Annotated in this window: 27 protein-coding genes; 12 read left to right on the plus strand and 15 right to left on the minus strand. The window is 62.8% G+C overall.

The window, feature by feature from the left end; all coding sequences use genetic code 11:
• The 6 genes from VM94_RS15205 to VM94_RS15230 all read right to left on the minus strand — a co-directional run bounded on the left by VM94_RS15205 (nt 1) and on the right by VM94_RS15230 (nt 5,146).
• Nucleotides 1–321: a thioredoxin family protein gene (locus tag VM94_RS15205; protein WP_046684628.1), complete on the minus strand. Its 321-nt coding sequence runs from the start codon at nt 319–321 to the stop codon at nt 1–3.
• A 21-nt stretch (nt 322–342) separates the two neighbouring features.
• On the minus strand, nt 343–1,038 hold the full coding sequence (locus tag VM94_RS15210; protein ID WP_046684180.1) for a fumarylacetoacetate hydrolase family protein: 696 nt from the start codon (nt 1,036–1,038) through the stop codon (nt 343–345).
• Nucleotides 1,039–1,115: 77 nt separating this feature from the next.
• Complete coding sequence (locus tag VM94_RS15215) at nt 1,116–2,411, minus strand: MFS family transporter (RefSeq protein ID WP_046684181.1); 1,296 nt, start codon at nt 2,409–2,411, stop codon at nt 1,116–1,118.
• 153 nt (nt 2,412–2,564) lie between these two features.
• Nucleotides 2,565–3,767, minus strand: a complete 1,203-nt coding sequence (pcaF, locus tag VM94_RS15220) for a 3-oxoadipyl-CoA thiolase (RefSeq protein ID WP_046684182.1) — start codon at nt 3,765–3,767, stop codon at nt 2,565–2,567.
• Between the two features lie 28 nt (nt 3,768–3,795).
• On the minus strand, nt 3,796–4,437 hold the full coding sequence (locus VM94_RS15225) for a 3-oxoacid CoA-transferase subunit B (protein ID WP_260687297.1): 642 nt from the start codon (nt 4,435–4,437) through the stop codon (nt 3,796–3,798).
• A gap of 10 nt (nt 4,438–4,447) precedes the next feature.
• Nucleotides 4,448–5,146: a 3-oxoacid CoA-transferase subunit A gene (locus VM94_RS15230; protein WP_034746807.1), complete on the minus strand. Its 699-nt coding sequence runs from the start codon at nt 5,144–5,146 to the stop codon at nt 4,448–4,450.
• A gap of 165 nt (nt 5,147–5,311) precedes the next feature.
• Here VM94_RS15230 and VM94_RS15235 point away from each other — a divergent pair, with 165 nt between their 5' ends.
• Both VM94_RS15235 and VM94_RS15245 read left to right on the plus strand, forming a co-directional pair.
• Complete coding sequence (locus tag VM94_RS15235; protein WP_082127727.1) at nt 5,312–6,139, plus strand: IclR family transcriptional regulator domain-containing protein; 828 nt, start codon at nt 5,312–5,314, stop codon at nt 6,137–6,139.
• A gap of 69 nt (nt 6,140–6,208) precedes the next feature.
• A protein-coding gene (locus VM94_RS15245) for an IS3 family transposase (RefSeq protein ID WP_409929565.1) occupies nt 6,209–7,434 on the plus strand; the annotation gives its coding sequence in 2 pieces (ribosomal slippage) (nt 6,209–6,574 and nt 6,577–7,434; 1,224 coding nt in all).
• A gap of 38 nt (nt 7,435–7,472) precedes the next feature.
• Here the strand turns inward: VM94_RS15245 and VM94_RS15250 are convergent.
• The 4 genes from VM94_RS15250 to VM94_RS15265 are packed head-to-tail and all read right to left on the minus strand — an operon-like array spanning nt 7,473 to nt 9,577.
• A complete protein-coding gene (locus VM94_RS15250; RefSeq protein WP_052755778.1) occupies nt 7,473–8,318 on the minus strand; it encodes a ChaN family lipoprotein in 846 nt (281 codons plus the stop codon).
• 43 nt (nt 8,319–8,361) lie between these two features.
• Entirely contained in the window at nt 8,362–8,793 is a 432-nt protein-coding gene (locus VM94_RS15255; protein WP_046684187.1) for a YeeE/YedE family protein, read from the minus strand.
• Nucleotides 8,790–9,215 (minus strand): YeeE/YedE family protein, encoded by a 426-nt coding sequence (locus VM94_RS15260; RefSeq protein ID WP_046684188.1) that lies wholly within the window; start codon nt 9,213–9,215, stop codon nt 8,790–8,792. The genes VM94_RS15255 and VM94_RS15260 overlap by 4 nt, the downstream gene beginning before the upstream one ends.
• Nucleotides 9,216–9,223: 8 nt before the next feature.
• On the minus strand, nt 9,224–9,577 hold the full coding sequence (locus tag VM94_RS15265; protein ID WP_034746789.1) for an ArsR/SmtB family transcription factor: 354 nt from the start codon (nt 9,575–9,577) through the stop codon (nt 9,224–9,226).
• Between the two features lie 334 nt (nt 9,578–9,911).
• Here VM94_RS15265 and VM94_RS15270 point away from each other — a divergent pair, with 334 nt between their 5' ends.
• Entirely contained in the window at nt 9,912–10,319 is a 408-nt protein-coding gene (locus tag VM94_RS15270) for a PEP-CTERM sorting domain-containing protein (protein WP_046684189.1), read from the plus strand.
• 70 nt (nt 10,320–10,389) lie between these two features.
• Here the strand turns inward: VM94_RS15270 and VM94_RS15275 are convergent, their stop codons facing one another.
• From VM94_RS15275 to VM94_RS15290, 4 genes are read right to left on the minus strand one after another with little or no spacing between them, the layout of a single operon-like run.
• Nucleotides 10,390–10,569, minus strand: coding sequence for a hypothetical protein (locus VM94_RS15275; protein ID WP_034746783.1), 180 nt, complete (start codon nt 10,567–10,569; stop codon nt 10,390–10,392).
• Nucleotides 10,566–10,967, minus strand: coding sequence for a DUF3224 domain-containing protein (locus VM94_RS15280; RefSeq protein WP_046684190.1), 402 nt, complete (start codon nt 10,965–10,967; stop codon nt 10,566–10,568). Before VM94_RS15280 ends, VM94_RS15275 begins: the two co-directional genes overlap by 4 nt.
• Nucleotides 10,967–11,554, minus strand: coding sequence for a DUF1697 domain-containing protein (locus VM94_RS15285; RefSeq protein WP_046684191.1), 588 nt, complete (start codon nt 11,552–11,554; stop codon nt 10,967–10,969). The genes VM94_RS15280 and VM94_RS15285 overlap by 1 nt, the downstream gene beginning before the upstream one ends.
• 13 nt (nt 11,555–11,567) lie before the next feature.
• Nucleotides 11,568–13,133 (minus strand): sensor histidine kinase, encoded by a 1,566-nt coding sequence (locus tag VM94_RS15290; RefSeq protein ID WP_046684192.1) that lies wholly within the window; start codon nt 13,131–13,133, stop codon nt 11,568–11,570.
• Between the two features lie 207 nt (nt 13,134–13,340).
• Here VM94_RS15290 and VM94_RS15295 point away from each other — a divergent pair, with 207 nt between their 5' ends.
• The gene (locus tag VM94_RS15295; RefSeq protein ID WP_046684193.1) at nt 13,341–13,679 is read left to right on the plus strand and encodes a hypothetical protein; all 339 of its coding nucleotides are present in this window, start codon (nt 13,341–13,343) and stop codon (nt 13,677–13,679) included.
• The gene (locus VM94_RS15300) at nt 13,676–14,521 is read left to right on the plus strand and encodes an HDOD domain-containing protein (protein ID WP_046684194.1); all 846 of its coding nucleotides are present in this window, start codon (nt 13,676–13,678) and stop codon (nt 14,519–14,521) included. Before VM94_RS15295 ends, VM94_RS15300 begins: the two co-directional genes overlap by 4 nt.
• A 141-nt stretch (nt 14,522–14,662) precedes the next feature.
• Here the strand turns inward: VM94_RS15300 and VM94_RS15305 are convergent, their stop codons facing one another.
• The gene (locus VM94_RS15305) at nt 14,663–14,989 is read right to left on the minus strand and encodes a hypothetical protein (protein ID WP_034746769.1); all 327 of its coding nucleotides are present in this window, start codon (nt 14,987–14,989) and stop codon (nt 14,663–14,665) included.
• A gap of 649 nt (nt 14,990–15,638) precedes the next feature.
• On the opposite strand from VM94_RS15305, the gene miaB reads away from it, so the two are divergent.
• The 7 genes from miaB to glyQ all read left to right on the plus strand — a co-directional run bounded on the left by miaB (nt 15,639) and on the right by glyQ (nt 22,702).
• Nucleotides 15,639–17,006: a tRNA (N6-isopentenyl adenosine(37)-C2)-methylthiotransferase MiaB gene (gene miaB, locus VM94_RS15310; protein WP_046684195.1), complete on the plus strand. Its 1,368-nt coding sequence runs from the start codon at nt 15,639–15,641 to the stop codon at nt 17,004–17,006.
• Complete coding sequence (locus VM94_RS15315; protein WP_046684196.1) at nt 17,003–18,067, plus strand: PhoH family protein; 1,065 nt, start codon at nt 17,003–17,005, stop codon at nt 18,065–18,067. The genes miaB and VM94_RS15315 overlap by 4 nt, the downstream gene beginning before the upstream one ends.
• On the plus strand, nt 18,051–18,521 hold the full coding sequence (gene ybeY, locus VM94_RS15320; RefSeq protein WP_046684197.1) for an rRNA maturation RNase YbeY: 471 nt from the start codon (nt 18,051–18,053) through the stop codon (nt 18,519–18,521). The genes VM94_RS15315 and ybeY overlap by 17 nt, the downstream gene beginning before the upstream one ends.
• Before the next feature lie 94 nt (nt 18,522–18,615).
• Nucleotides 18,616–19,044, plus strand: a complete 429-nt coding sequence (locus tag VM94_RS15325) for a DUF4259 domain-containing protein (RefSeq protein WP_046684198.1) — start codon at nt 18,616–18,618, stop codon at nt 19,042–19,044.
• Nucleotides 19,045–19,161: 117 nt separating this feature from the next.
• Entirely contained in the window at nt 19,162–20,040 is an 879-nt protein-coding gene (locus tag VM94_RS15330; RefSeq protein ID WP_034746750.1) for an HlyC/CorC family transporter, read from the plus strand.
• 16 nt (nt 20,041–20,056) lie between these two features.
• On the plus strand, nt 20,057–21,637 hold the full coding sequence (gene lnt / locus VM94_RS15335) for an apolipoprotein N-acyltransferase (protein WP_046684199.1): 1,581 nt from the start codon (nt 20,057–20,059) through the stop codon (nt 21,635–21,637).
• Between the two features lie 147 nt (nt 21,638–21,784).
• Nucleotides 21,785–22,702: a glycine--tRNA ligase subunit alpha gene (gene glyQ / locus VM94_RS15340; protein ID WP_034746745.1), complete on the plus strand. Its 918-nt coding sequence runs from the start codon at nt 21,785–21,787 to the stop codon at nt 22,700–22,702.
• Nucleotides 22,703–22,707: the final 5 nt, after the last annotated feature.

Consider the following 22,707-nt stretch of genomic DNA (forward strand, 5'->3'; position numbering starts at 1 on the left):
CTAGGCATCAATCAATGCAAAAGCCTGCTCGATCTCGCGGCTGTCGAGCGGGCGCACGAGGCGCGCCACTTCCTGGCCATCTTTCAGGAAAACCAGGGTCGGCCACAGTTTCACCTTGAACGAACGCCCCAGGGCGCGGCCGGGGCCGTCTTCCACGCGGATATGCGGCACCCCGGGGTGCTGCGCAAAGGCGGCAGCCAGCGGCGCCTGGGTGGCGCGGCAGTGACCGCACCAGCCCGTGCCGAATTCCAGCAAGGCCGGCCCGGTCAAGGCGTCGATCTCGGCGCGCGCCGGTTGTGCTACGGAATATGTGTCGTTCATCATGTGCGTCTCCTTGAGAACTTAGACCACTTTCACGCGCAAAGTGCCCAGGCCATCGATGGCGCCCACCAGCTCGTCGCCGCGCTGCACGGCCGCCACGCCGGCCGGCGTGCCCGTGTAGATCAGGTCGCCCGGCTGCAAGGTAAAGTAAGTGGACAGGTCGGCGATGGTTTCGGCCACGTTCCAGATCAGCATGTCGATGGTGCTCGCCTGGCGCAACTCGCCGTTCACGTGCAGGGTGATGGCGGCATGGTTGACGTCGCCCGCCTGTGCGGCCGGGGTGATGGGGCCGATGGGCGCCGAATGTTCGAAGGCCTTGCCCGTGTCCCATGGACGGCCCAGTTTTTTCGCGGCGCCCTGCACGTCGCGGCGCGTCATGTCCAGGCCGATCGCATAGCCCCACACGTGGCCCAGCGCGTCGGCCACGCCGATGTCGCTGCCGCCCTTGCCGATGGCCACCACCAGTTCCATCTCGTGCTGGAAATCCTGCGTCTGCGCGGGATACGGCAGTTCGCCCGTCGTGCCAACGGGCACGGGCAGCACGGCGTCATTTGGTTTCATGAAGAAGAACGGCGCCTCGCGGCCCGTGTGGCCCATTTCCTTGGCGTGGTCGACGTAGTTGCGGCCCACGCAATAGATGCGGTGGACGGGAAAGCTGTCGGCGCTGCCCGTGACGGGAACGCTGGGCTGGATCGGTGCGGGAATGACATACGACATGAAAACTCCTGATCGGCACGACAAAAAAGGCGGTGATGAAAAAGGGACACCGCAGTGTCCCTCATTTTACGACAACGTTACTTCAGCAGTCCCGAGCGGCTCGGGTCCGGCATGCGGATGGCGACGATGAAGGAAATCAGGCACATGATGGTCACGTACCAGTAGAAATACTCTTCCACGTGCCAGGCCTTGAACTGCAGCGCCACGTATTCGGCCGAACCGCCGAACATGGCGTTGGCGACCGCGTACGACAGGCCAACGCCCAGCGCGCGCACTTCGACGGGGAACATTTCCGCCTTGATCAAGCCGCTGATCGACGTGTAGAAACTGATGATGGCCAGGGCGATGATGATCAGGCCGAACGCCGCGTACGGGCTGGTGATGTCCTTCAAGGCATGCATGATGGGCAACACGCACAGGGTGGCCAGGCCGCCGAAGAACAGCATCGAGGTACGGCGGCCGATGCGGTCGGACAAGGCGCCGAACACCGGTTGCAAAATCATGTAGACGAGCAGAGCGCAGGTCATGACGGCGCTGGCCGTCTTGGTATCCATGCCGGCCGTGTTGACCAGGTATTTCTGCATGTAGGTGGTAAACGTGTAGAACACGAGCGAGCCGCCGGCCGTAAAGCCCAGTACCGTGATGAAGGCGCGCTTGTGCTTGAGCAAGCCGCGCAGGCTGCCCGCATCCTTGTCCTTGCGTTCGCTGGCGGTGGTTGTTTCCGTCAGCGATTTACGCAGGTTCAGCGACACCAGAGCCGCCAGGGCGCCAAACACGAACGGGATGCGCCAGCCCCAGGCACGCAGCTCTTCCAGGGTCAGCAGTTGCTGCAGGACCACCAGCACCAGCAAGGCCAGCAATTGGCCGCCGATCAGGGTCACGTACTGGAACGAGGCGAAGAAGCCGCGCTTGCCCGACTCCGACACTTCGCTCATGTAGGTGGCGCTGGTGCCGTATTCGCCGCCCACGGACAGGCCCTGGAACAGACGCGCCACGAGCAGCAGGAACGGCGCGAAGGCGCCGATGGTGTCATAGGTCGGCATGACGGCGATCATCAGCGAGCCGCCGCACATCATCAGCACGGAAATCATCATCGACTGGCGGCGGCCGTATTTGTCGGCGATGCGGCCGAACAGCCAGCCGCCCACGGGACGCATGAGGAAGCCGGCGGCAAAGATGCCGGCCGTCTGCAGCAGCTGCGTCGTCGGGTTACCTGAAGGGAAGAAGGCGTGCGAGAAGTACAGCGCGCAGAACGAGTAAATGTAGAAGTCGAACCATTCGACCAGGTTACCGGAGGAAGCGCCAATGATGGCCTTGATGCGCTGCTGGGAAGTCAGCTGCGCAACGTCATGCGGAGTATCGTGGGATGTCATATCAATCTTCTTGTTCGTGTGAAAAAGCCAACGCCAGCCCCGTTGCCCAGGCTGGTTTTGCATCATACGCCCTTGACCAGGGTCAAAAAGCCGCCCGGCATACGGGTTAATACGTAGCGCCGGCAACTTTTTTTCGCCAAGGGACGCGCGGGATCAGACCCGTTCCAGCACCAGTGCAATGCCCTGCCCCACGCCGATGCACATGGTGCACAGCGCATAGCGCCCGCCCGTGCGGTGCAGCTGGTTGACGGCCGTCATGGCCAGGCGAGCACCCGAGGCGCCCAGCGGATGACCGAGGGCAATGGCGCCGCCGTTCGGATTCACGCGCGCATCGTCGTCGGGTAAACCCAGCTGGCGCAGCACGGCCAGGCCCTGCGCGGCAAACGCTTCGTTCAGTTCGATGACGTCGAAGTCGGCCAGGGTCAAACCCGTCATGGCCAGCATTTTCAGGGTGGCGGGCGCGGGACCGATGCCCATGATGCGGGGCGCCACGCCGGCCGTGGCCATGGCCACGACCCTGGCGCGCGGCGTCAGGCCAAAGCGGGCCGCGTTCGCCTCGTCGGCCAGCAGCAGGGCCGCCGCGCCATCGTTGACGCCCGATGCGTTGCCGGCGGTAATCGTGCCGTCCGCGCGCACGACAGGTTTCAATTTGGCCAGGGTCTCCAAGGTGGTGGCGCGCGGATGCTCGTCGCGGGCGACAACGATGGGCTCGCCTTTCTTTTGCGCGATGCTGACGGGGCAGATTTCACTGTCGAACACGCCCGCCTGCTGCGCCGCCAGCGCCTTGACCTGGCTGGCCAGCGCGAACGCATCCTGGTCCGCGCGGCTGATGCCGAAGTCGGACGCCACGTTTTCCGCCGTTTCCGGCATCGAATCGACACCGTACTGCGCTTTCATCAGCGGATTGATGAAGCGCCAGCCGATGGTCGTGTCTTCCATTTTCATGCCGCGCGAAAAAGCGCTGTCGGCCTTGCCCATGACGAATGGTGCGCGGCTCATGCTTTCCACGCCGCCGGCGATCATCAATCCCGCTTCGCCGCTCTTGATGAAGCGGGCGGCGCTGCCGATGGCGTCCAGGCCCGAGCCGCACAGGCGGTTCAGGGTGGCGCCCGGCACGCTGTCGGGCAAGCCCCCCAGCAGGGCGGCCATGCGCGCCACGTTGCGGTTGTCCTCGCCCGCCTGGTTGGCGCAGCCGTACAACACGTCGGTAACAAAAGTCCAGTCCACGTCGGGATTGCGCGCCATCAAGGCACGGATGGGCACGGCGCCCAGGTCGTCGGCGCGCACGCCGGCGAGTCCTCCTCCATAGCGGCCAAACGGCGTGCGCTGGGCGTCGCAGATATAAGCGTGAGTCATGTTCTTTCCTCCAAGAAAGGTATTTGAATTAACGTCCGTCCGTCAGCGGCACGGCCGTCAACGCTTGCAGCTGTTCAAAACTCAAGCCATCGACCAGTTCGACGACTGTGGCGCCATTTGGCCCCAGGTCGAGCACGGCCAGGTCGCTGTAGATGCGGCTGACGCACCCGATGCCCGTAAGCGGATAGGTGCAGGCCTGCACCAGCTTGCTTTCACCCGTCTTGGTCAGCAGTTCCATCATGACCCAGGTTTTTTTCGCGCCGATGGCCAAATCCATGGCCCCGCCCACGGCGGGAATGGCGTCCGGCGCGCCCGTGTGCCAGTTGGCCAGGTCGCCCGTGGCAGACACTTGAAACGCGCCCAGCACGCAGATGTCCAGGTGGCCGCCGCGCATCATGGCAAAGCTGTCGGCATGGTGGAAATAGCTGCCGCCGGGCAGCAATGTGACGGGCTGCTTGCCTGCGTTGATCAGGTCGTAGTCTTCCTCGCCGGGCGCCGGTGCGGGACCCATGCCGATCACGCCGTTTTCGCTGTGCAGGATGATGTCCGCGCCAGCCGGCAAGTGGTTCGCCACCAGGGTCGGCAAGCCGATACCGAGGTTGACGACACTGCCTTCATGGATGTCGGCCGCCACACGGGCCGCCATCTGGTCTCGATTCCATTTATTCACTTGATACTCCTCAGGCTGCTTTGAAGCCGGCGGGGCCGGTGGCCGTGCGCGGCACTTGCACGATGCGCTGCACGAACAGGCCCGGCGTGATGACGTGCTCGGGATCGATGCTGCCCAAGTCAAGCACCTCGTGCACGGAAGCAATGCTGACTTTCGCGGCCATGGCCATGATGGGGCCGAAGTTGCGCGCCGTCTTGCGGTAAGTCAGGTTGCCCCAGCGGTCGCCCTGCTCCGCCTTGATCAGCGCGAAATCGGCGTGGATCGGCGACTCGAACACATACATGCGGCCGTCGATCTCGCGCGTTTCCTTGCCCTTGGCCAAGTCCGTGCCATAGCCGGTGGGCGTAAAAAAGCCGCCGATGCCGGCGCCGGCGGCGCGGATGCGCTCGGCCAGGTTGCCCTGCGGCACCAGTTCCAGTTCCAGCTTGCCCGCGCGGTACAGGGCGTCGAACACGTGCGAATCGGCCTGGCGCGGGAACGAGCAGATGATCTTGCGCACTTGCCCGTTTTTCAGCAGGGCGGCCAGGCCCGTGTCGCCATTGCCCGCATTGTTGTTGACGATGACGAGGTCGCGCGCGCCCTGGGCGATCAGGCCGTCGATCAGCTCGGCCGGCTGGCCCGCGCCGCCAAAGCCGCCAATCATGACGGTGGCGCCATCGTGGATATCGGCCAGCGCGTCAAGCACGCTGGAACGCAGTTTGTCGATCATTGCGGTCTCCTCCCAATCAAACCCATCGGCAATTTGTTCGCATAAAGAACAAATATTCGTATTTAGAACTTATTCGTGAGAATATGCCTGATCGGGGCGCTTGTCAATTTGCCGTTTTCGCCAGCGCCATGGCTATAATTGCCACCTTGACCAATTGGAATTGCCATGACCGCACGCAGCAGCACCTCCCCTTCCGCCGAAGAAATCCCTGATGCCGACGGCGCGCCCCGCCCTGGCGACAGCTATGTGCAATCGTTCGCGCGGGGCCTGGCCGTGCTGCGCAGCTTTGGCGCGGACGCGCCGCAACAGACCTTGAGTGAAGTGGCGGAACGGACGCAGCTGACGCGCGCGGGCGCGCGGCGCATCCTGCATACCTTGCTGCATCTCGGTTACGTGGAAGCGGATGGGCGGCTGTTCCGTTTGACGCCCAAGGTGCTCGACCTCGGCTACGCCTATCTGTCGTCCTTGCCCGTGTGGACGCAGGCCCAGCCGCTGCTGGAAGAACTGATGCAGATCTTGCGCCAGTCGTGCTCGGCCACCGTGCTCGACGGCGACGACATCGTGTATGTCGTGCGCCTGTCCGCGCACCGCACCATGTCGATCAACCTGGGCATCGGCAGCCGCCTGCCCGCCTACTGCACCTCGATGGGTAGAGTGTTGCTATCGGGCCTGGCGCCCGACGTGCTGCGCGAACGGCTGTCGAAGATGGCGCTGCTGAAAATCACGCCGGCGACCAAGGTCGATATCGACGTCCTGATGGAAGAGATTGCGCAAGTGCGGCGCCAGGGCTGGTGCCTGGTGCAGGAAGAACTGGAACAGGGCTTGATCGCCCTGGCCGCGCCCGTGTTCGACCGGGCCGGCAAGGTGGTAGCGGCGATCAACGTCAGCGGCCAGACGGCGGGGCCGTCCGTGGCGCACCTGCTGGAACACAGCTTGCCGAAACTGCTCGAGACGGCAAGCCGGGTCAGCGCGCTCGTGCGGGTGCAGCAGTAGGCTTATTTCTTGAACCTGACCCATCCTGGAATAAGTTGACACTTTTTCGATGCAGAGAAGGAGTGTCCGATGGAACAAGGATTTCGGCGCAGTCAGCGAGATTACAGCCTGGCTTTTAAATTGAGCGTTGTGGAGCAGGTGGAAAAAGGCGAGCTGACGTACAAGCAGGCGCAAATGCGCTACGGAATACAAGGTCGGTCGACAGTTTTGGTATGGTGTCGCAAACACGGCCTGCAGGATTGGACGCATCCCAGGGGCCGAAGCCAACGGAGAGCGACCATGACAGACACACCGACCAAGCCACTGACGCCAGAGCAGCGCATCAAGGAGTTGGAACGCCAACTCAAGGAAGAAAAACAGAAATCCGCGCTGTTCGAGGCGGTCATCGACGTCATGCGTGACGAATATGGCATCGTGGTAAAAAAGCCTTTAGGCAGGTCATCTCGCGCAAGCAAGTCCAAGGATTAAGCGTTGAGAGGGCCTGCCGCTGCATGGGCATCAGCCGCCAAGCATATTACCAAAGCCATCAGCGCGAACGGCAGTGTCAGGTCCGGGCACAAACGGTCATCCAACTGGTGCAATCGATACGCTTGCGCCAGCCTCGCGTGGGGACACGCAAGTTGCACAGCATGCTGGACGACGCATTTTCCCAAGCGAATATCAAGGTAGGGCGTGACGGGCTCTTCGATATCTTGCGGCGGGAGCGATTGCTGGTGCAGCCGCAGCGGGCTTATCACAAGACGACGAACAGTCATCACCGGTTCCGGCGCCATCCCAATTTACTGAAAGCGGGACCGGACCAAGTGCTGGCGACACGAGCGGAGCAAGTATGGGTAGCCGACATCACTTATCTGCCGACCGCCGGCAAATTCGTCTATGTCAGTTTGGTAACGGATGCGTATTCGCGCAAGATCGTGGGCTACCACGTGCATGCGAGCCTGCAAACCGAAGAGGTCAGCGAAGCCCTGAAGATGGCCCTGCGAGCACGACGGCGCAAGACGCCGTTGATTCACCATTCTGATCGTGGCATTCAATACTGCTCCACTTATTACCAGGAAATTCATCGTCGGCATGGACTGACTTGCTCCATGACGGATGGCTACGACTGCTATCAGAATGCGCTGGCCGAGCGGATCAATGGCATTCTGAAAGGCGAGTTCTTGCTCAATCGGCCGGCAGACCTGAAGCAAGCGAGCAAAATGGTCGCGCAATCGGTGCGGATCTACAATCAGGAACGGCCGCATACGGCCTTGCAATACAAAACGCCCGATGCGGTGCATCGGGCGTTTAGATAGCAATAAATACTGTCAACCTATTTTAGGACTGGACAACCTTATTTCTTGAACTTGGCGCACGGGTCCGGACGTGGCTGCGCCGGCATCGTTTGCGTCAGGTCGAACGTGCCCTTGTAGCCGCTGCCGCCCTGCTCCAGGTAGCCGATGCTGCGCACGTTAAGTTGCGGGTCGGCCAGCTTCAGCCAGCGGGGCACGCCGATATCCTTGCGCACATGCTCATTGCCGGCGATCAGCACCACGTCGCGCGGCGCCTGGTCGCGGATCAGCTTGGCCATCCAGATATCGCGCGCCACTTGCGCGTTGACGACGCCACCCACCATCATGTCGGGCAGCATATTGCAGCGGGCCGCCTGGACTTCCTTCTTTTGCCCTTCCAGGATATCGGCCGGCACGGGCGCGGCCAGGTAAGTAGCCACCATGGCGGGCGGCATCGACCATTGGATGCCGTCGCGCACGATGCGCGAGGCATCGGCCGGCGACAAATTGCCGGCGACCAGGGTCAGCTGGTAGCTGACGACCAGGTCCAGCACGGGCCGGTACAAGCTCCAGTCCCAGCGCGGCTGTTCCATCACGCGGATGATGCAGTCGGGGTCGGCGCATTCGCGCGCGGCACGCGTCAGCAAGGCCTGGTTTTCGCGGTCGAACTGCTCCATGACAATCACGGGACGCCATCCAGCCGCCAGCCGGCGCTGCAATTCATCGACCCGCAAGCGCTGGCCTTGCGCATTGTCATGCACTTCACCGAGCAGCAGCACTTGCGGATTGGGCAAGGCGTCGGCCACGGGCGCGGGAGCGGGCGGGGCTTCCTTCTTCAGCAGGCTGCCGCAGGCGGCCAGCGCCAGCACGCTACTCAGTAGAACGGCACGGAAAATCACGGTCTTCATGTCAACGGGTATCCAAAGTGGCGATGCGCCAGATTGTACCGTCTCAGGCCGGCGCGGGCAGCTTGCGCTGCTCCAGCAATTCAAACACGACCATGCCGGCCAGCATGGCGCCGGCAAACAGCCACGCTTTCGGCTGGCCCGCCAGCAGCGACACGAGGGCGGGGCCGGGACAGAAACCGGCGATGCCCCAGCCCGCGCCAAAAGCCAGGCTGCCCAGCAGCAAGCGCCGGTCGATGCGCCGCGATGTCGGCAATTGCATGGTTTCACCCAGCAGCGACCTGGTGCGCCGCCGCGCCAGCCAGAAGGCCGGCAAGGCCACGCCGATGGCGCCGCCCATCACCAGCGCCAAGGACGGGTCCCAGGCGCCGGCCAGGTCGAGGAAAGCGAGCACCTTGGCTGGGTTGCCCATGCCGGAGACGATCAGGCCCAGGCCAAAGACGAGGCCGCTCAACAGGGAAAGAATCAGTTTATTCATAGGTGGCGCAACAGATAGACGGTGAGGAATCCGGCCGCCATGAAGACACACGTGGCCGCCAGCGAACGCGGGGACAGGCGCGACAGCCCGCACACGCCGTGGCCGCTGGTGCAGCCGGCGCCATAGCGCACACCGACGCCCACCAGCAGGCCGGCCACGATCAGAGCGGGCGTGCCCGCATCGATCTGCACGGGCGGCAAGGCTTGCCAGAACGGGTACAGCAGGGGCGTGCCGATCAGGCCGGCAAGAAAGGCGATGCGCCAGCCCAGGTCGCCACTGCGCGGGCGCAGCAAGCCGCCAGCAATGCCGCTGATGCCGGCGATGCGGCCATTGAACAGGATCAATAGCGCAGCCGCCAGGCCGATCAGCATGCCGCCGGCCAGCGAGGCCCACGGCGTGAAGTGCTGCCAGTCTATGGTCATGACAGCGGTCAGTCCGCTTCGTCGTTGAACGGGGCGCGCGGCGCGCAAAATTGCGCGTACAGCACTTGCAGCACGGCCAGCACGGGCGCGCTGGCAACGCGGTAATAAATCTGCTTGCCGTCGCGCCGCGTGGCCACCAGCATCTCTTCGCGCAGCACACCCAGCTGCTGCGACAGGGTCGGCTGGCCGATGCCCACTTTTTGCTCGAGGTCGCTGACGCAATGCTCGCCCTGCGACAACTGGCACAGCAGCATCAAACGATCGGCATTGCCCATGGCCTTGAGCAGCGAGCTGGCCTTGTAGGCCGAGCCACGCATGGCGTCGAGGTTGTATTCGGCGTGTTGTGTTGCGACTGTCTCCATCTTGCCCTCCCACAGGCGGTCATGTTGAATAGCGTACGATAAACAATATACTAATCAATATATTGTTTTCCTGCTGGCGATTCGCACAAAAAAACAACAGTGTTTTTTCGCCGATAGCGTGCCCATGCAAAGTGTGCGGCAGCGATCATGTTTACGCTATCAAAATGACAAATATTCGTAATAAAGAGGAAATAAGCGTATCAAAATTGTCACGATCTATGCTGTAATGGGAGAACAGCAGAAAAACCATGATACGCCCCCGTACAGGCGAATTGTCCGTCCATGCGCAAGCCGGTTTCGGCTGCGCCGCACGGTGAACCACAGGGAGAGCACGATGAAAATCTATCCGCCGTTATGCGTGGCCTTGCTGGCGCTGTCGGCCAGTACATGGAGCATGGCGGCAGTCAGCGACACGACGGCCGGCAAGCTGCAGGAAGCCGGCGAACGCGTGACGATCGATGAAAGCATCAGCTTGAATAACAATCCCGGCTGGGAAACGCCGGACTTGCCGTATGCACGCCTGCTGGCCAGCAGCAGCGCGAGCGCGGCACCGCACTGGAGCACCAGTGGCGCACGTCACGTGGCCCTGGCGCCAGCCCGGCCCATGACGGCCACGCCCGCACAGCAAGCCAATGTACCGGCGCCCGTGCCGGAAGCAAGCATGTACTCGATGTTGCTGGTGGGATTGGGCCTGGTGGCCTTGAGCCTGCACGGCGAAAAACAGGAAAAATTCGATAACTGACGGCGCCGGCACTGGCAAGGCGCTGCTGAAGAACATTCCGCCTGGTGCGGAATGTTTTGTTATGGCGCCATTATTTGTCGAGCAGGCGGCAGACCCGTTCGATGTTCCCCACCGGAATGCCCGACTTCAGGGCGCGCGCGATGCAGCCCGCCTTGTCCGGGCCCGAGGCGGAAATGAGCACGAAGGCCGTCACCACCACGCTGATGGCGACGAGCACAATCAAGACACCCTTGACGATATCCCAGTTCATTGCGTCTCAACAATGTCATACGTGAAATCATAATAGTGCTTGCCGTCCTCGATGCGGATGGCCAGGCTGCCCGTGAGCCCTTGCAACTGCTCCGTGCCCGTATCGGGCACCACCGTCACCGACAAGGCGGGCGCGCCGCGCGTCATCGTGCCGCTGTGCTGCAAATAAAAACTGCCGTGGCGTCCGTCCAAAGTACCCTCCACCCGTTCCAGCGCCACATAGCCTGCCGAGCCCGTCACGCTGGCGCGCGCGCTGAGCATCTCGCCCTGCGCGCTGGCGTCGAGGGCGCCGTGGTAGCGCTTGTCGAGCGACAAGCGTCCCAGTCCCGATTGCGCGGCCGTGTCCGACAAGGTTTCCGGGGTGATGGTGACGTCGAAGGTACCGGTAATGAAAGGCATCAGTGCTCCTTGGTAAATGAGGACGTGGCTGGCGCATCGGCTCCGTTCAGCAGCGCATGCAGTTTCTGCATGGTGGCCCAGTTGCGCGACGTGACGCCGTCGCCCAGCAGCACGCCCAGCGCCGCCACCACCTTGCTGGCCAGCACGCCATCGGGGCACCAGGCATACGCGGCCCAGCGCCCCAGCGCCAGCGCTTCGGGCTGCCACGACTGCTGCAAAAGCGGCGCCAGGCGCTGCACGTCGGCCGGATTGTTCAGCACCAGGGTCAGCAGACGGGCCGCATCGGCCGCCGGCGCCAGGGTGTTTTGTTCGACCAGCTCGGCAAACTGGCTGGCCGACAATACCGTCACTCTGGCCGCCACGCCCAGTTTCAGCACCAGCGCTTCCTCGATGCGGGCAGCGGCCTCGGCCGGCGCCACCATGCCACCGTCATACACGACGTTGCCGCTGTTAAGGACCGTGCGCACCTGCGCAAAACCCAGGTCGCCCAGCAGCTTGCGCAAGTCGGCCATGGCCACGCGCTTGGCGCGGCCCACATTAATCCCGCGCAACAGCGCCACTTGCTGACTGTTTTCTATCTGTGCCATGTTGTCTCCTTGCCTATGCCTGGCTGCTGGTGCTTTCCGGCAACGGCGTCACCGTGGGCAGGCGCAGCAGGAACGTCGCGCCCTGCCCCAGGGTGCTGCTGACCGTGATGGTGCCGCCAAACTGCTTGGCGATCAAGTTGAACACGATATTCAAGCCCAGTCCCGTGCCGCCCTGCCCGCGCCGCGTGGTGACAAACGGGTCGAACACGCGGTCGAGCATGTCGGGCGCGATGCCGCGGCCGTTGTCGCGCACCTGCATGGCGATCGCGTCGCCATCGCGGCGCACGCCGATATGAATGTTGCCGGCCGTGTCCGCATCGAAGGCGTGCTCGACGCAGTTCAACACCAGGTTGGTCAGCACCTGTGCCAGCGCGCCCGGATAGCTGTCGAGCATGATGTCAGCCGGGCAATCGATATCGATGCTGATGCGCGTCTTTTTCAGGGTCGGCTGCAGGCTTGAAATCACCTCGCCGATATAGTCGCGCAATTCGAACAAACGGCGCGCCTCGCTGACCTGGTCGACGGCGATCTGCTTGAAGCTGTGGATCAGGTGCGCGGCGCGGTAGGCATTGTTCATGATCAGCCGCGCGCTTTCACCGGCCGTTTCCAGGTAGCGCACGATGTCGGTCTTCTTCACGCTGCCGCCGGCCACGGCCGCGCTGATGTCATCGGTGGCTTCCTTCAGCACCGAGGCGCTGGTCAGCGCGATGCCGACAGGGGTATTGATTTCGTGCGCCACGCCGGCCACCAGGCTGCCCAGCGAGGCCAGGCGTTCCGATTGCAGCAGCGATTCCTGCGCGCGGCGCAGCTCGTCCATGGCCTGCGCCGTTGCCTGCTGCGAGCGGCGCGCCATGTCTTCCGCCTCGCGGCTGCCCTCGATGATGGACTTGAGCTTGCGCTGCACGGCATTGAAGCCGCGGATCACGTCGCCCAGTTCGTCGCGCCGGTTTTCCGGCAGCTCTTCGACCTCATCGCTGCCGCGCGTGGCCAGGTCGAACAAGCCGTCGCGCAACTGTTTCAGCGGTTCGAAGACGATGCGCAGGCTCAGCGCCAGGGCGCCCACGAGGATGATGTCAAGCAGCAACACTTCCAGCACCTTGCGCCGCACTTCGGCGTGCAGGGCCGCATCGATCTGCGCGCGGCTGAAATTGACGATGACCTTGCCGACGATCACCGGCTTGCCGCCCGTGGCCGCCGCCACGGCGTCGCGGAACACCAGCGGCGCCTCGACGGGCGTGCCGCCCATGGCCACGTCGGCGCTCAAAGGCACCAGGGTGCCGCCCGCGTCGCGCACTTCGCCGGCGAACAGGCCGACGGACGCGTCGTAGACGCGGATGCCGACCAGTTCCGGCGGCAGCATTTCGGCCGCGACGATGCTGTCGACCTTGGATTTGTCGAGGTCCCACAGGGCCGAAGGCAAGCTGGTCTGCAAGCGCGTGAGCACACCGCTGCGCAGGCGCGCGCTGCCCGATTCGAGTTCCTTGCTCAATGTATATTGTGTATAGCTGCCGGAAATGCCCAGCACCAAGGTGACGATCACGACAAAAAGCAGGGTCAGCCGGACTTGGATACTCACCATCAATCAACACTCCCCGGGCCGGGCCAGCCGCCGGCCCGCGGCGCGGGCGCTGATACGTCGGCAATGCAAGGGCCTGAATCAAATGTACGGTATGACATGCTTATTGGCAAGATTTACAGTATTCCCACTTTCGATAGGGACTTTGACGCAGGTTGAGACATTGCGTCATGGCAATGGTAATATCCCGCAATCATCTAAGGAGTCGTCATGGCGGTCACGCATCAACATCTACCCCTGGAACAAGTTCGTCCTGGCATGATCTTGTCGGATGTCTTGCTCGATGCGCATGGACAAGTGCTGTTGCCGCAAGGGGCGGTATTGACGGAAAACATGCTGGCCCTGATGCCCCGCCACAACATCGACATGTTGCCGATCCAGGCGCCGCCCCCTTCGCCCGAAGAAATCGCCGCGCAGCAGGCGGCCGACAGCGAACGGCTGGCTTACCTGTTCCGCAAGCATGATCCCGACGATCCCCTGGACGCGGCCACCACCTTGCTGCGCAGCTATGTCACGGCTTACCGCCTGGGCACGGGAGAGGCCGCATGAGCACCCATCTGACGCTCGACGATATCGTCGCCCACCTCGATGACCTGCCTTCGCTGCCCGCCGTCGTCATGGAGTTGCTCAACAGCATAGACCAGGAAGATGTCGATATTTCCGTGCTGGCCAAAAAAGTGTCGTACGACCAGGCGCTGACGGCGAAAACCCTGCGCCTGGCCAATTCATCCCACTATGGCTTGCAAGTGAAGGCCACCACCATCCAGCAGGCGATCACGTACCTGGGCTTCCAGACGACGCGCAGCCTGATCACGTCGGCCGCCATCACCGGTTGCTTCCCGGAAGGTCTCTGCCCCGGTTTCGACGACAAGGCCTTCTGGCGCCATTCGGTAGCGACGGCCGCTTGCGCCAAGGTGCTGGCGCGGCAGATCCGCTTCAACCAGGATTACGCGTTCACGGCCGGCTTGCTGCACAACATCGGCCGCCTGGTGCTGGTCAGCAGCTTTCCCGCCCACTACGCGCAAGTCATCGCGCACCAGGCCGCGCACGATTGCAGCCTGCTCGAAGCGGAACAGGCCGTGCTGGGCGTGGACCACGTGCAGGCGGGCGTGGCCCTGGCCGAACACTGGAATTTTTCCGACACCATGCGCCTGGCGCTGGGCAACTATCTGCAGCCGGAAGCACCGGGGGCAGGCTTTCTCGCATCGCTGATCCACGTGGCCAACGCGATTGTTTGCGCGCTCGACCTGGCGCAGGCGGGCGACGACATGGTGCCGCGCGTCTCGCCGGTGGCCTGGGATGCGCTGGGCCTGGGCGAAGACGCGTATCTGCAGCTGTTCCGCGAAACGGAGCTGCGCTACGACGAAATCACTTCGGCACTGCTGAGCTAAACAAAGCCGCAAACGCAAACGGCTCTCGCTGCGAAGCGAAAGCCGTTAGGGGTATGACGGTACGTCCATGCTGCCCGGTCCACGCCAGCCTGTTGCCGCCAGCAGCTACGCAAGCGGCACGGTCAGCGTACAACCGCCACATCAGTGCGCGTAATTCGATTCTTGCGCATCGCCGCGGTCTTCCGCTTTTGGACGGCCCTGGGCGTCGGACAGACGATACTTGGTGCGGCGGTCGCCCATCAAGTCACGCAGGTCACGGATGCTCATGCCCGTCACTTCGTGCATGCGGATCAGCAGCGAGGCGCCAACCGGCAAGCGGTGGTGGCGGATCTTGCTGATGACCGGTGGCGCCACTTCAAGCAGACGCGACAGGGCTGCATCGTTCTTCAGCTGCATCTTGCTCAGCAGAATATCCAGCAGGTGGTTCGGGTTGTAACTCTCTTGCGATGCTAATGCATGATGTGCCATGATTTTTCCTCGTCTGGTGAATGTAGAAAATAATGCCGATACGAACTTAAGGCTGGCTTAGAGTGTTTAAATAAACGTCTTTCCATCGGACTCTGCCCTCCCCCGCCCTTTCCTTATCGCACTGCCCGCACAGGACTCGCACAGCCACGCCCAGCCAACATACGCAACTTGCCGCGTGAGTAAAAGCACTGCAACCCACAAAAATGAATTGCATATAAGACAATATACTAGCCCAAACACGCGGCATCTGCGCCTCGCGCAAACTTCCTGATTGTTAAATATCAATCAAGCTGCTGGTTGGCTTGGCAACGATGCTATTTCAACACATTAGGATGCCAGCGGGCGCACACAAGGCTTTGCAGCAACTTGTTACAAATCAATGGTGCCGTACAGAAATAAATGCTTTTGAGCATCGCGATAAATGAAGCAATATGCAGGCGGCAATCTTGTTGGCAAGATCAGCACGACATGGCCCGTGCCGGCGATTTACGCTAAACTACGGCCTGAACTTGCAGCGAGCCTGCCACCGGGCAGCCAGAGGCGCCCGGCCGGTCATCCACCGCGCTCCGCCCTGAGCGGCCCCCTGCGCTGCAGCATCCTGCCCACCCATCCTGTTTGCCGCCACATTTACCGATAAGCGCCCGACTCCATGCAGAAAAAAGTATTCATTAAAACCTTCGGCTGCCAGATGAACGAGTACGACTCGGACAAGATGGCCGACGTGCTGGGCGCTTCCGACGGCCTGGTGCGCACCGACACGCCGGAAGACGCCGATGTGATCCTGCTCAACACCTGCTCCGTGCGCGAAAAGGCGCAGGAAAAAGTATTTTCCGACCTGGGCCGCCTGCGCGAGCTGAAACTGGCCAAGCCGCACCTGTTGATCGGCGTGGGCGGCTGCGTGGCGTCGCAGGAAGGCGACGCCATCGTCAAGCGCGCGCCGTATGTCGACATGGTCTTCGGACCGCAAACCCTGCATCGCCTGCCGCAGATGATCGAACTGCGCCGCGCCAGCGGCGATGCGCAAGTGGACATCAGCTTCCCGGAAATCGAAAAGTTCGACCACATGCCGCCGGCCAAGGTGGAAGGCGCTTCGGCGTTCGTCTCCATCATGGAAGGCTGCAGCAAATACTGCAGCTACTGCGTCGTGCCCTACACGCGCGGCGAGGAAGTGTCGCGCCGCTTCGAGGACGTGCTGACGGAAGTGGCGGGCCTGGCCGCCCAGGGCGTCAAGGAAATCACCCTGCTGGGCCAGAACGTGAACGCCTACCGGGGCGCGATGGAAGGCGGCGAGATCGCCGACTTCGCCCTGCTGCTCGAATACGTGGCCGACATTCCCGGCATAGCACGCATGCGCTTCGTCACCAGCCACCCGAAGGAATTCACGCAGCGCCTGATCGACGCCTACGCGAAGATCCCGCAACTGGTCGACCATTTATATCTGCCGGCGCAGCATGGCTCCGACAAGATCCTCGGCGCCATGAAGCGCGGCTACACGGGCCTCGAATACAAGTCCATCATCCGCCGCATCCGCGCCGTGCGACCGAACATGGCCATTTCATCCGACTTCATCGTGGGATTTCCTGGCGAGACCCAGGCCGACTTCGACGCCATGATGAAGCTGATCGCGGACGTGGGCTTTGACAACAGCTACAGCTTCATCTTCAGCAAGCGCCCCGGCACGCCGGCCGCCAGCCTGGAAGACGACACGCCGCACGAGGTGAAACTGGCCCGGCTGCAGCAGCTGCAGGCGGCCATCGACGCCAACACGCGCAAGTACAGCCTGGCCATGGTGGGTACGGTACAAACCATCCTCGTCGAAGGCCGTTCGAAGAAGGACACCGATGACAGTGAGCTGCAAGGCCGCACTGAGAACAACCGCGTGGTCAATTTCGACGCCGGCCCGGACGGTTTGCAATTGATCGGCCAGCTGGTCGACGTGCGCATCACCGAAAGCCATTCCTACACCCTGCGCGGCGAACTCGTCGCCAGCGCACCCGCATTGAAAAGAGCCAGTTGAAAACCAAAGCCCCGATACAGCCGCATTACTTCATCCCCGAGCCGCTCGACAACACGCGCCTGGCGCACCTGTGCGGACCGCTCGATGAAAACCTGCGCCAGATTTCCGCCGCCCTCGACGTGACGATTTTCCGCCGCGGCGAGAAATTCATCGTCGGCGGCAGCAATGCCGAACGCGCCGTGGAAATCCTCGAGCAGTTCTACGCCATCGCCAACAAGGTCGTGCCGCTGGAAGAAGTGCAGCTGGCCCTGGTGGAACAGCGCGCGGGCCTGTCCGCCGCGTCGGAACACCACGCCAACGCACCCGCCAGCACCTTCGTCGAGCCGGACATCGCCAGCCCCGTGCTGAAAACGCGGCGCTCCGACCTGCGCGGCCGCACGCCGCACCAGATCGCCTACCTGCGCGACATCCTCGAACACGACATCAGCTTCGGCGTCGGTCCTGCCGGCACGGGCAAAACCTACCTGGCCGTCGCCTGCGCCGTCGACGCGCTCGAAAGGGACGCCGTCAAGCGCATCATTTTGACGCGCCCTGCCGTCGAAGCGGGCGAGCGCCTGGGCTTTTTGCCGGGCGACCTGGCGCAAAAGGTCGACCCGTATCTGCGTCCCCTGTACGACGCGCTGTACGATTTGCTCGGCTTTGACCGCACGCAGAAGCTGTTTGAAAAGCAGGTGATCGAGATCGCCCCGCTGGCCTACATGCGCGGACGCACCTTGAACCACGCGTTTGTCATCCTCGACGAGGCGCAGAACACCACCGTCGAACAGATGAAGATGTTCTTGACGCGCATCGGCTTCGGCAGCAAGGCCGTGGTGACGGGCGACGTGACGCAAGTCGACCTGCACAAAAGCCAGACGAGCGGCTTGATCGACGCCGTGCATGTGCTGAAGGACGTGCGCGGCATCGGCTTCACGCAATTTAACAGCACCGACGTGGTGCGCCATCCGCTGGTGGCGCGCATCGTCGACGCCTATGAAACGGCGCAAGCGGCCAATGCCGACGCCGCCCAGTTACCCTCCTTATTGAAACCAGCTGCCGCCAAAAATGTCCGAAAAAAATAAACTGTCCTTGTCCGTGCAATACCCGGACACCCGCCTGGAAACCCTGATCACGCGCCCGAAAGTGCGCCGCTGGGTCAAGGCGGCCCTGTTCGCGCCGGCCGAATTCACCATCCGCTTCGTCGACGCGGAAGAAGGCCGCACCCTGAACCGCGACTACCGCGAAAAGGACTATGCCACCAACGTGCTGACGTTCGCCTACAACGAAGGCGAAGAGTTGAATGACGACGAGCCGACGCGCGCCGACATCATCCTGTGCACGGACGTGCTGGAAAAGGAAGCGGCGGAACAGAAGAAGAGCGTGGAAGAGCACACGGCCCATTTGATCGTGCATGGCGTGCTGCATGCGCAAGGCTACGACCACATGGATGACGAGGAAGCGGCCGAGATGGAGGGCCTGGAAACGGAAATCCTCGCCAAGCTGGGGATTGCCGATCCCTACGCGGACCAAAAATAAGCCGCGTAGGTCGGGTTAGGCGGCACGCCGTAACCCGACAACACCCCACATGCCACAATAGCGCCATCAACCACACACGCAACAAGGACACACTATGGGCACTTGGGCCACCGACGCCTTCGGCAACGACTACGCCATGGATTGGGCGCAGGATTTGCACGAATATAAAACCCTGGAACTGGTCGAGACGACGCTCGACAACGTCATCGACAGCCAGGAAGCGGAACTCGAGGCGCCGTTCGCCGCCGAAGCGCTGGCCGCGCTGGAAGTGATCGCGCGCCTGCAGGGCCAGCCTGGCGACGGCGCGGACGACCCGGCCACCGCGGAAGTGGACGAATGGGTGACCGCCTGCAAAAAGAAAGTCACGCCGCCGCTGCTGGAAAAAGCGCGCCTGGCCTTCGAGCGCATCACGGCCGAGTCGTCGGAGCTGCGCCAGCTGTGGCAGGACAGCGAGCATTTCGCCGACTGGCAGGCCGACGTGGCGGCCTTGCGCGCGCGCGTGCTGGGCCCGGAAGCGGCGTAAAAGATCGCGCAACGGCGCACTTCAACGTATTAAATTTGCATCAAAAGCGGGGAAATCCGGTATTGCCCCACTTTTGGTGTATCCTATATCCCTTCGCAACAACGGCTCACGCCTCCTATGCCCGAGCACCCTAGTGGCGTCAGAACTGACGTCAAGCCCCACCGGTCACTGTTTGAACGCCTGACCGCACTCATTTCCCCCGAGCCAGAGAACCGTGCAGAATTGCTCGAAGTTCTACACGATGCGCATGAACGCAAGCTGATCGACGCCGACGCCCTGTCGATGATCGAAGGCGTGTTCCAGGTATCGGATCTCTGCGCGCGCGACATCATGATTCCCCGTTCGCAAATGGATGTCATCGACATCAGCAAGCCGATCGAGGAATGGATGCCGGAAGTCCTGTCCACCGCCCACTCGCGCTTTCCCGCGATCGAAGGCGAGCGCGACAAGGTCATCGGCATCCTGCTGGCGAAAGACTTGCTGCGTTATTACGCAGAAGAAACTTTCGACGTCCGCGACATGCTGCGCCCCGCCATCTTCATCCCCGAATCGAAACGCCTGAATGTGCTGCTGCGCGATTTCCGCGCCAACCACAATCACATGGCCATCGTCGTCGATGAATACAGCGGCGTCGCCGGCCTGATCACCATCGAAGACGTGCTGGAACAGATCGTCGGCGACATCGAGGATGAATACGACTTCGACGAAGCCGAAGACAATATCCTCTCGCTCAAGGAAGGCCAGTTCGGCCCCCGCTGGCGTGTCAAGGCGCTGACCGAGATCGAACAGTTCAACGAAGAAGTGGGCAGCCACCTGGTCGACGACGACGTCGACACCATCGGCGGCCTCGTGTCGAAGTACCTGGGCCGCATGGCGCACAAGGGCGATATTTTCGACCTGGGCAATCTGCGCTTCGAGGTGCTGCGCGCCGATGCGCGCCAGGTGCACGTGCTGCTCGTCGAGCGCCTGCCCAACGTGCCGGAACTGGAACTCTGACATGCGCGTGCTGTAAATGCGTTTCAGACGCGTCGATCCCAACGCCCCCGCCAAACCGCCCCGCAGCACGTGGGCGCGCATGCTGACTGCCGCCATCGCCGGCGCCGTCGCGGTGCTGGCGTTCGCCCCTTTCGGCTACTGGCCCCTGCAAATCCTCAGCCTGGGCGTGCTGTTCTACCAGGTGCTGCGCGCATCGAACGTCAAGGCCGGCGCGCTGATCGGCTGGGCCTACGGCTTCGGCTGGTGCGCGGCCGGCACGCACTGGCTGTACATCTCCATGCACCGCTATGGCGACATGGCCGCACCGATCGCCGCCATCGCCGTGGCCTTGCTGGCCCTCTTGATGGCCATCTACGTGGCCCTGGCCATGGGCTCGGCCGCCTGGCTGCGCCAGCGCTGGGTGCTGTCCCTGCCCGCCATGACCTTGCTGGTGCTGCCCGCCACGTGGACCCTGTTCGAATGGACGCGCGGCTGGCTGTTTACGGGCTTCCCGTGGCTGGCCACCGGCTACGCCCACAATACCAGCCCGCTGGGCGGCTTTGCCCCCATCGTCGGCGCGTATGGCCTGGGCTGGCTGGCGGCCCTGTCCGCCGGCGCCCTGCTCTTGCTCACGCACCGCACGCGCTGGAGCGCGCTGGGCGGCGTCATCGCCCTGTACGCGGCCGGCATCGGCTTGCAGTACGTAAACTGGACCCACCCTGTCGGACGCCCGATCACCGTGCGCCTGTTGCAGGGGAACGTGCCGCAGCAGCAGAAATTCGACCCCGGCTTCGTGCTGGGCGCCCTGCAGATGTACCAGAGCGCGATCACCAGCACGCCGGCCGACCTGATCGCCACGCCGGAAACGGCCGTCACCGTGCTGCCGCACCAGCTGCCGCCCGGCTATCTGGATAGCCTGGGCACCTATGCACAGCAGACGGGCAGCACGATCCTGGTCGGCATGCCCGTGCTCGACGAACAGCAGCGCTTCTACAATGCGGCCGTGGGGATCACGCCCAACGGCGCGCCGGGACCGTACTACCAGTACCGCAAGCATCATCTGGTGCCGTTCGGCGAATTCGTGCCGCCCGGCCTGCACTGGTTTGTCGCCATGATGGCCATCCCGCTGGGCGACATGGGCCGCGGCGCCGACGTCCAGGCGCCGCTGCAGGTACGCGACCAGCTGGTGCTGCCGAATATCTGCTACGAAGACTTGTTTGGCGAGGAAATCGCCGGCCAGCTGGCCAGCGCCCACCGCAATGGCAAGCAATCGGCGTCCGTGCTGCTCAATATCTCGAACCTGGCCTGGTTCGGCGACTCGATCGCCATCCCGCAGCATCTGCAGATTTCGCAGATGCGCAGCCTGGAAACGGGCCGCCCGATGCTGCGCTCGACGAACACGGGCGCCACCGCCGTCATCGACGGCAAGGGCGTCGTGCAAAGCCTGCTGCCGCCGGAACAGCAAGCCACCCTGGCGGCCAAGGTGCAAGGCATGGGCGGCATGACGCCATACATTCTGTACGGCAATAAACTGGTGCTGACCCTGGCCGCGCTGGCCCTGCTGACGGCCTTCCTGCTGTCGCGCGCCGCCCGCCGTGGCCGCGCCGCGCAGCAATAAGCGGCCGATATTGCCCGAAGAGTCACAGTGGGCCCGTAAAAACCGCTAAAATTAGCAAAACCCCGGCCCGGACGCGCTGCCAAGCATGCGTCCGGGCTTCAAGCAAACCTTAACAAAGCGCAGCCTCCCGCGCGGCGAACTCATACGATGCTCACATTTCAACAAATTATCCTGACCTTGCAAACCTATTGGGACAAGCAAGGTTGCGCCCTGCTCCAGCCTTACGACATGGAAGTCGGCGCCGGCACTTTCCACACCGGCACCTTCCTGCGCGCGATCGGGCCGGAGCCTTGGCGCGCCGCGTATGTGCAGCCGTCGCGCCGCCCGAAAGATGGCCGCTATGGCGAAAACCCGAACCGCATGCAGCATTACTACCAGTACCAGGTGGTGTTGAAGCCGGCGCCGGAAAACATCCTCGACCTGTATCTGGGTTCGCTGGCCGCGCTGGGCCTGGACTTGAAGCAGAATGACGTGCGCTTCGTCGAAGACGACTGGGAAAGCCCGACACTGGGCGCCTGGGGCCTGGGCTGGGAAGTCTGGCTGAACGGCATGGAAGTGACGCAATTCACCTACTTCCAGCAAGTGGGCGGCCTCGATTGCAAGCCCGTGCTGGGCGAAATCACCTACGGCATCGAACGCCTGGCCATGTATCTGCAAGGCGTGGAAAACGTGTATGACCTGGTATGGACGGAGTGGGAAGAGAACGGCACTACGAAAAAACTGACCTACGGCGACGTGTTCCACCAGAACGAAGTGGAGCAATCGACCTACAACTTCGAGCACGCGAATACGGACCTGCTGTTCGAACAGTTCGGCAACTACGAAGCGGAAGCGAAGCGTTTGATCGAGCTGCAACTGACCCTGCCCGCCTACGAGAAAATCATGAAAGCGTCGCACAGCTTCAATATGCTCGATGCGCGCGGCGCCATCTCGGTGACGGAACGCGCCGCCTATATCGGCCGCGTACGCACCCTGTCGCGCCTGGTGGCGCAAGCGTATTACGACTCGCGCGAGCGCCTCGGTTTTCCGATGCTGCCCGCCGCAGACCAACCCGCCGCCGCTTGATCGCC

Source organism: Janthinobacterium sp. KBS0711 (assembly GCF_000988085.1).
GTDB lineage: Bacteria > Pseudomonadota > Gammaproteobacteria > Burkholderiales > Burkholderiaceae_D > Janthinobacterium > Janthinobacterium lividum_E.

Bases quoted from the DNA above. Each gene is read 5' to 3' on its own strand.
- VM94_RS15205 (WP_046684628.1), bottom strand. From the start codon at position 321: ATGAACGACACATATTCCGTAGCACAACCGGCGCGCGCCGAGATCGAC.
- VM94_RS15210 (WP_046684180.1), bottom strand. From the start codon at position 1,038: ATGTCGTATGTCATTCCCGCACCGATCCAGCCCAGCGTTCCCGTCACG.
- VM94_RS15215 (WP_046684181.1), bottom strand. From the start codon at position 2,411: ATGACATCCCACGATACTCCGCATGACGTTGCGCAGCTGACTTCCCAG.
- pcaF (WP_046684182.1), bottom strand. From the start codon at position 3,767: ATGACTCACGCTTATATCTGCGACGCCCAGCGCACGCCGTTTGGCCGC.
- VM94_RS15230 (WP_034746807.1), bottom strand. From the start codon at position 5,146: ATGATCGACAAACTGCGTTCCAGCGTGCTTGACGCGCTGGCCGATATC.
- VM94_RS15235 (WP_082127727.1), top strand. From the start codon at position 5,312: ATGACCGCACGCAGCAGCACCTCCCCTTCCGCCGAAGAAATCCCTGAT.
- VM94_RS15250 (WP_052755778.1), bottom strand. From the start codon at position 8,318: ATGAAGACCGTGATTTTCCGTGCCGTTCTACTGAGTAGCGTGCTGGCG.
- VM94_RS15255 (WP_046684187.1), bottom strand. From the start codon at position 8,793: ATGAATAAACTGATTCTTTCCCTGTTGAGCGGCCTCGTCTTTGGCCTG.
- VM94_RS15260 (WP_046684188.1), bottom strand. From the start codon at position 9,215: ATGACCATAGACTGGCAGCACTTCACGCCGTGGGCCTCGCTGGCCGGC.
- VM94_RS15265 (WP_034746789.1), bottom strand. From the start codon at position 9,577: ATGGAGACAGTCGCAACACAACACGCCGAATACAACCTCGACGCCATG.
- VM94_RS15270 (WP_046684189.1), top strand. From the start codon at position 9,912: ATGAAAATCTATCCGCCGTTATGCGTGGCCTTGCTGGCGCTGTCGGCC.
- VM94_RS15275 (WP_034746783.1), bottom strand. From the start codon at position 10,569: ATGAACTGGGATATCGTCAAGGGTGTCTTGATTGTGCTCGTCGCCATC.
- VM94_RS15280 (WP_046684190.1), bottom strand. From the start codon at position 10,967: ATGCCTTTCATTACCGGTACCTTCGACGTCACCATCACCCCGGAAACC.
- VM94_RS15285 (WP_046684191.1), bottom strand. From the start codon at position 11,554: ATGGCACAGATAGAAAACAGTCAGCAAGTGGCGCTGTTGCGCGGGATT.
- VM94_RS15290 (WP_046684192.1), bottom strand. From the start codon at position 13,133: ATGGTGAGTATCCAAGTCCGGCTGACCCTGCTTTTTGTCGTGATCGTC.
- VM94_RS15295 (WP_046684193.1), top strand. From the start codon at position 13,341: ATGGCGGTCACGCATCAACATCTACCCCTGGAACAAGTTCGTCCTGGC.
- VM94_RS15300 (WP_046684194.1), top strand. From the start codon at position 13,676: ATGAGCACCCATCTGACGCTCGACGATATCGTCGCCCACCTCGATGAC.
- VM94_RS15305 (WP_034746769.1), bottom strand. From the start codon at position 14,989: ATGGCACATCATGCATTAGCATCGCAAGAGAGTTACAACCCGAACCAC.
- miaB (WP_046684195.1), top strand. From the start codon at position 15,639: ATGCAGAAAAAAGTATTCATTAAAACCTTCGGCTGCCAGATGAACGAG.
- ybeY (WP_046684197.1), top strand. From the start codon at position 18,051: ATGTCCGAAAAAAATAAACTGTCCTTGTCCGTGCAATACCCGGACACC.
- VM94_RS15325 (WP_046684198.1), top strand. From the start codon at position 18,616: ATGGGCACTTGGGCCACCGACGCCTTCGGCAACGACTACGCCATGGAT.
- VM94_RS15330 (WP_034746750.1), top strand. From the start codon at position 19,162: ATGCCCGAGCACCCTAGTGGCGTCAGAACTGACGTCAAGCCCCACCGG.
- lnt (WP_046684199.1), top strand. From the start codon at position 20,057: ATGCGTTTCAGACGCGTCGATCCCAACGCCCCCGCCAAACCGCCCCGC.
- glyQ (WP_034746745.1), top strand. From the start codon at position 21,785: ATGCTCACATTTCAACAAATTATCCTGACCTTGCAAACCTATTGGGAC.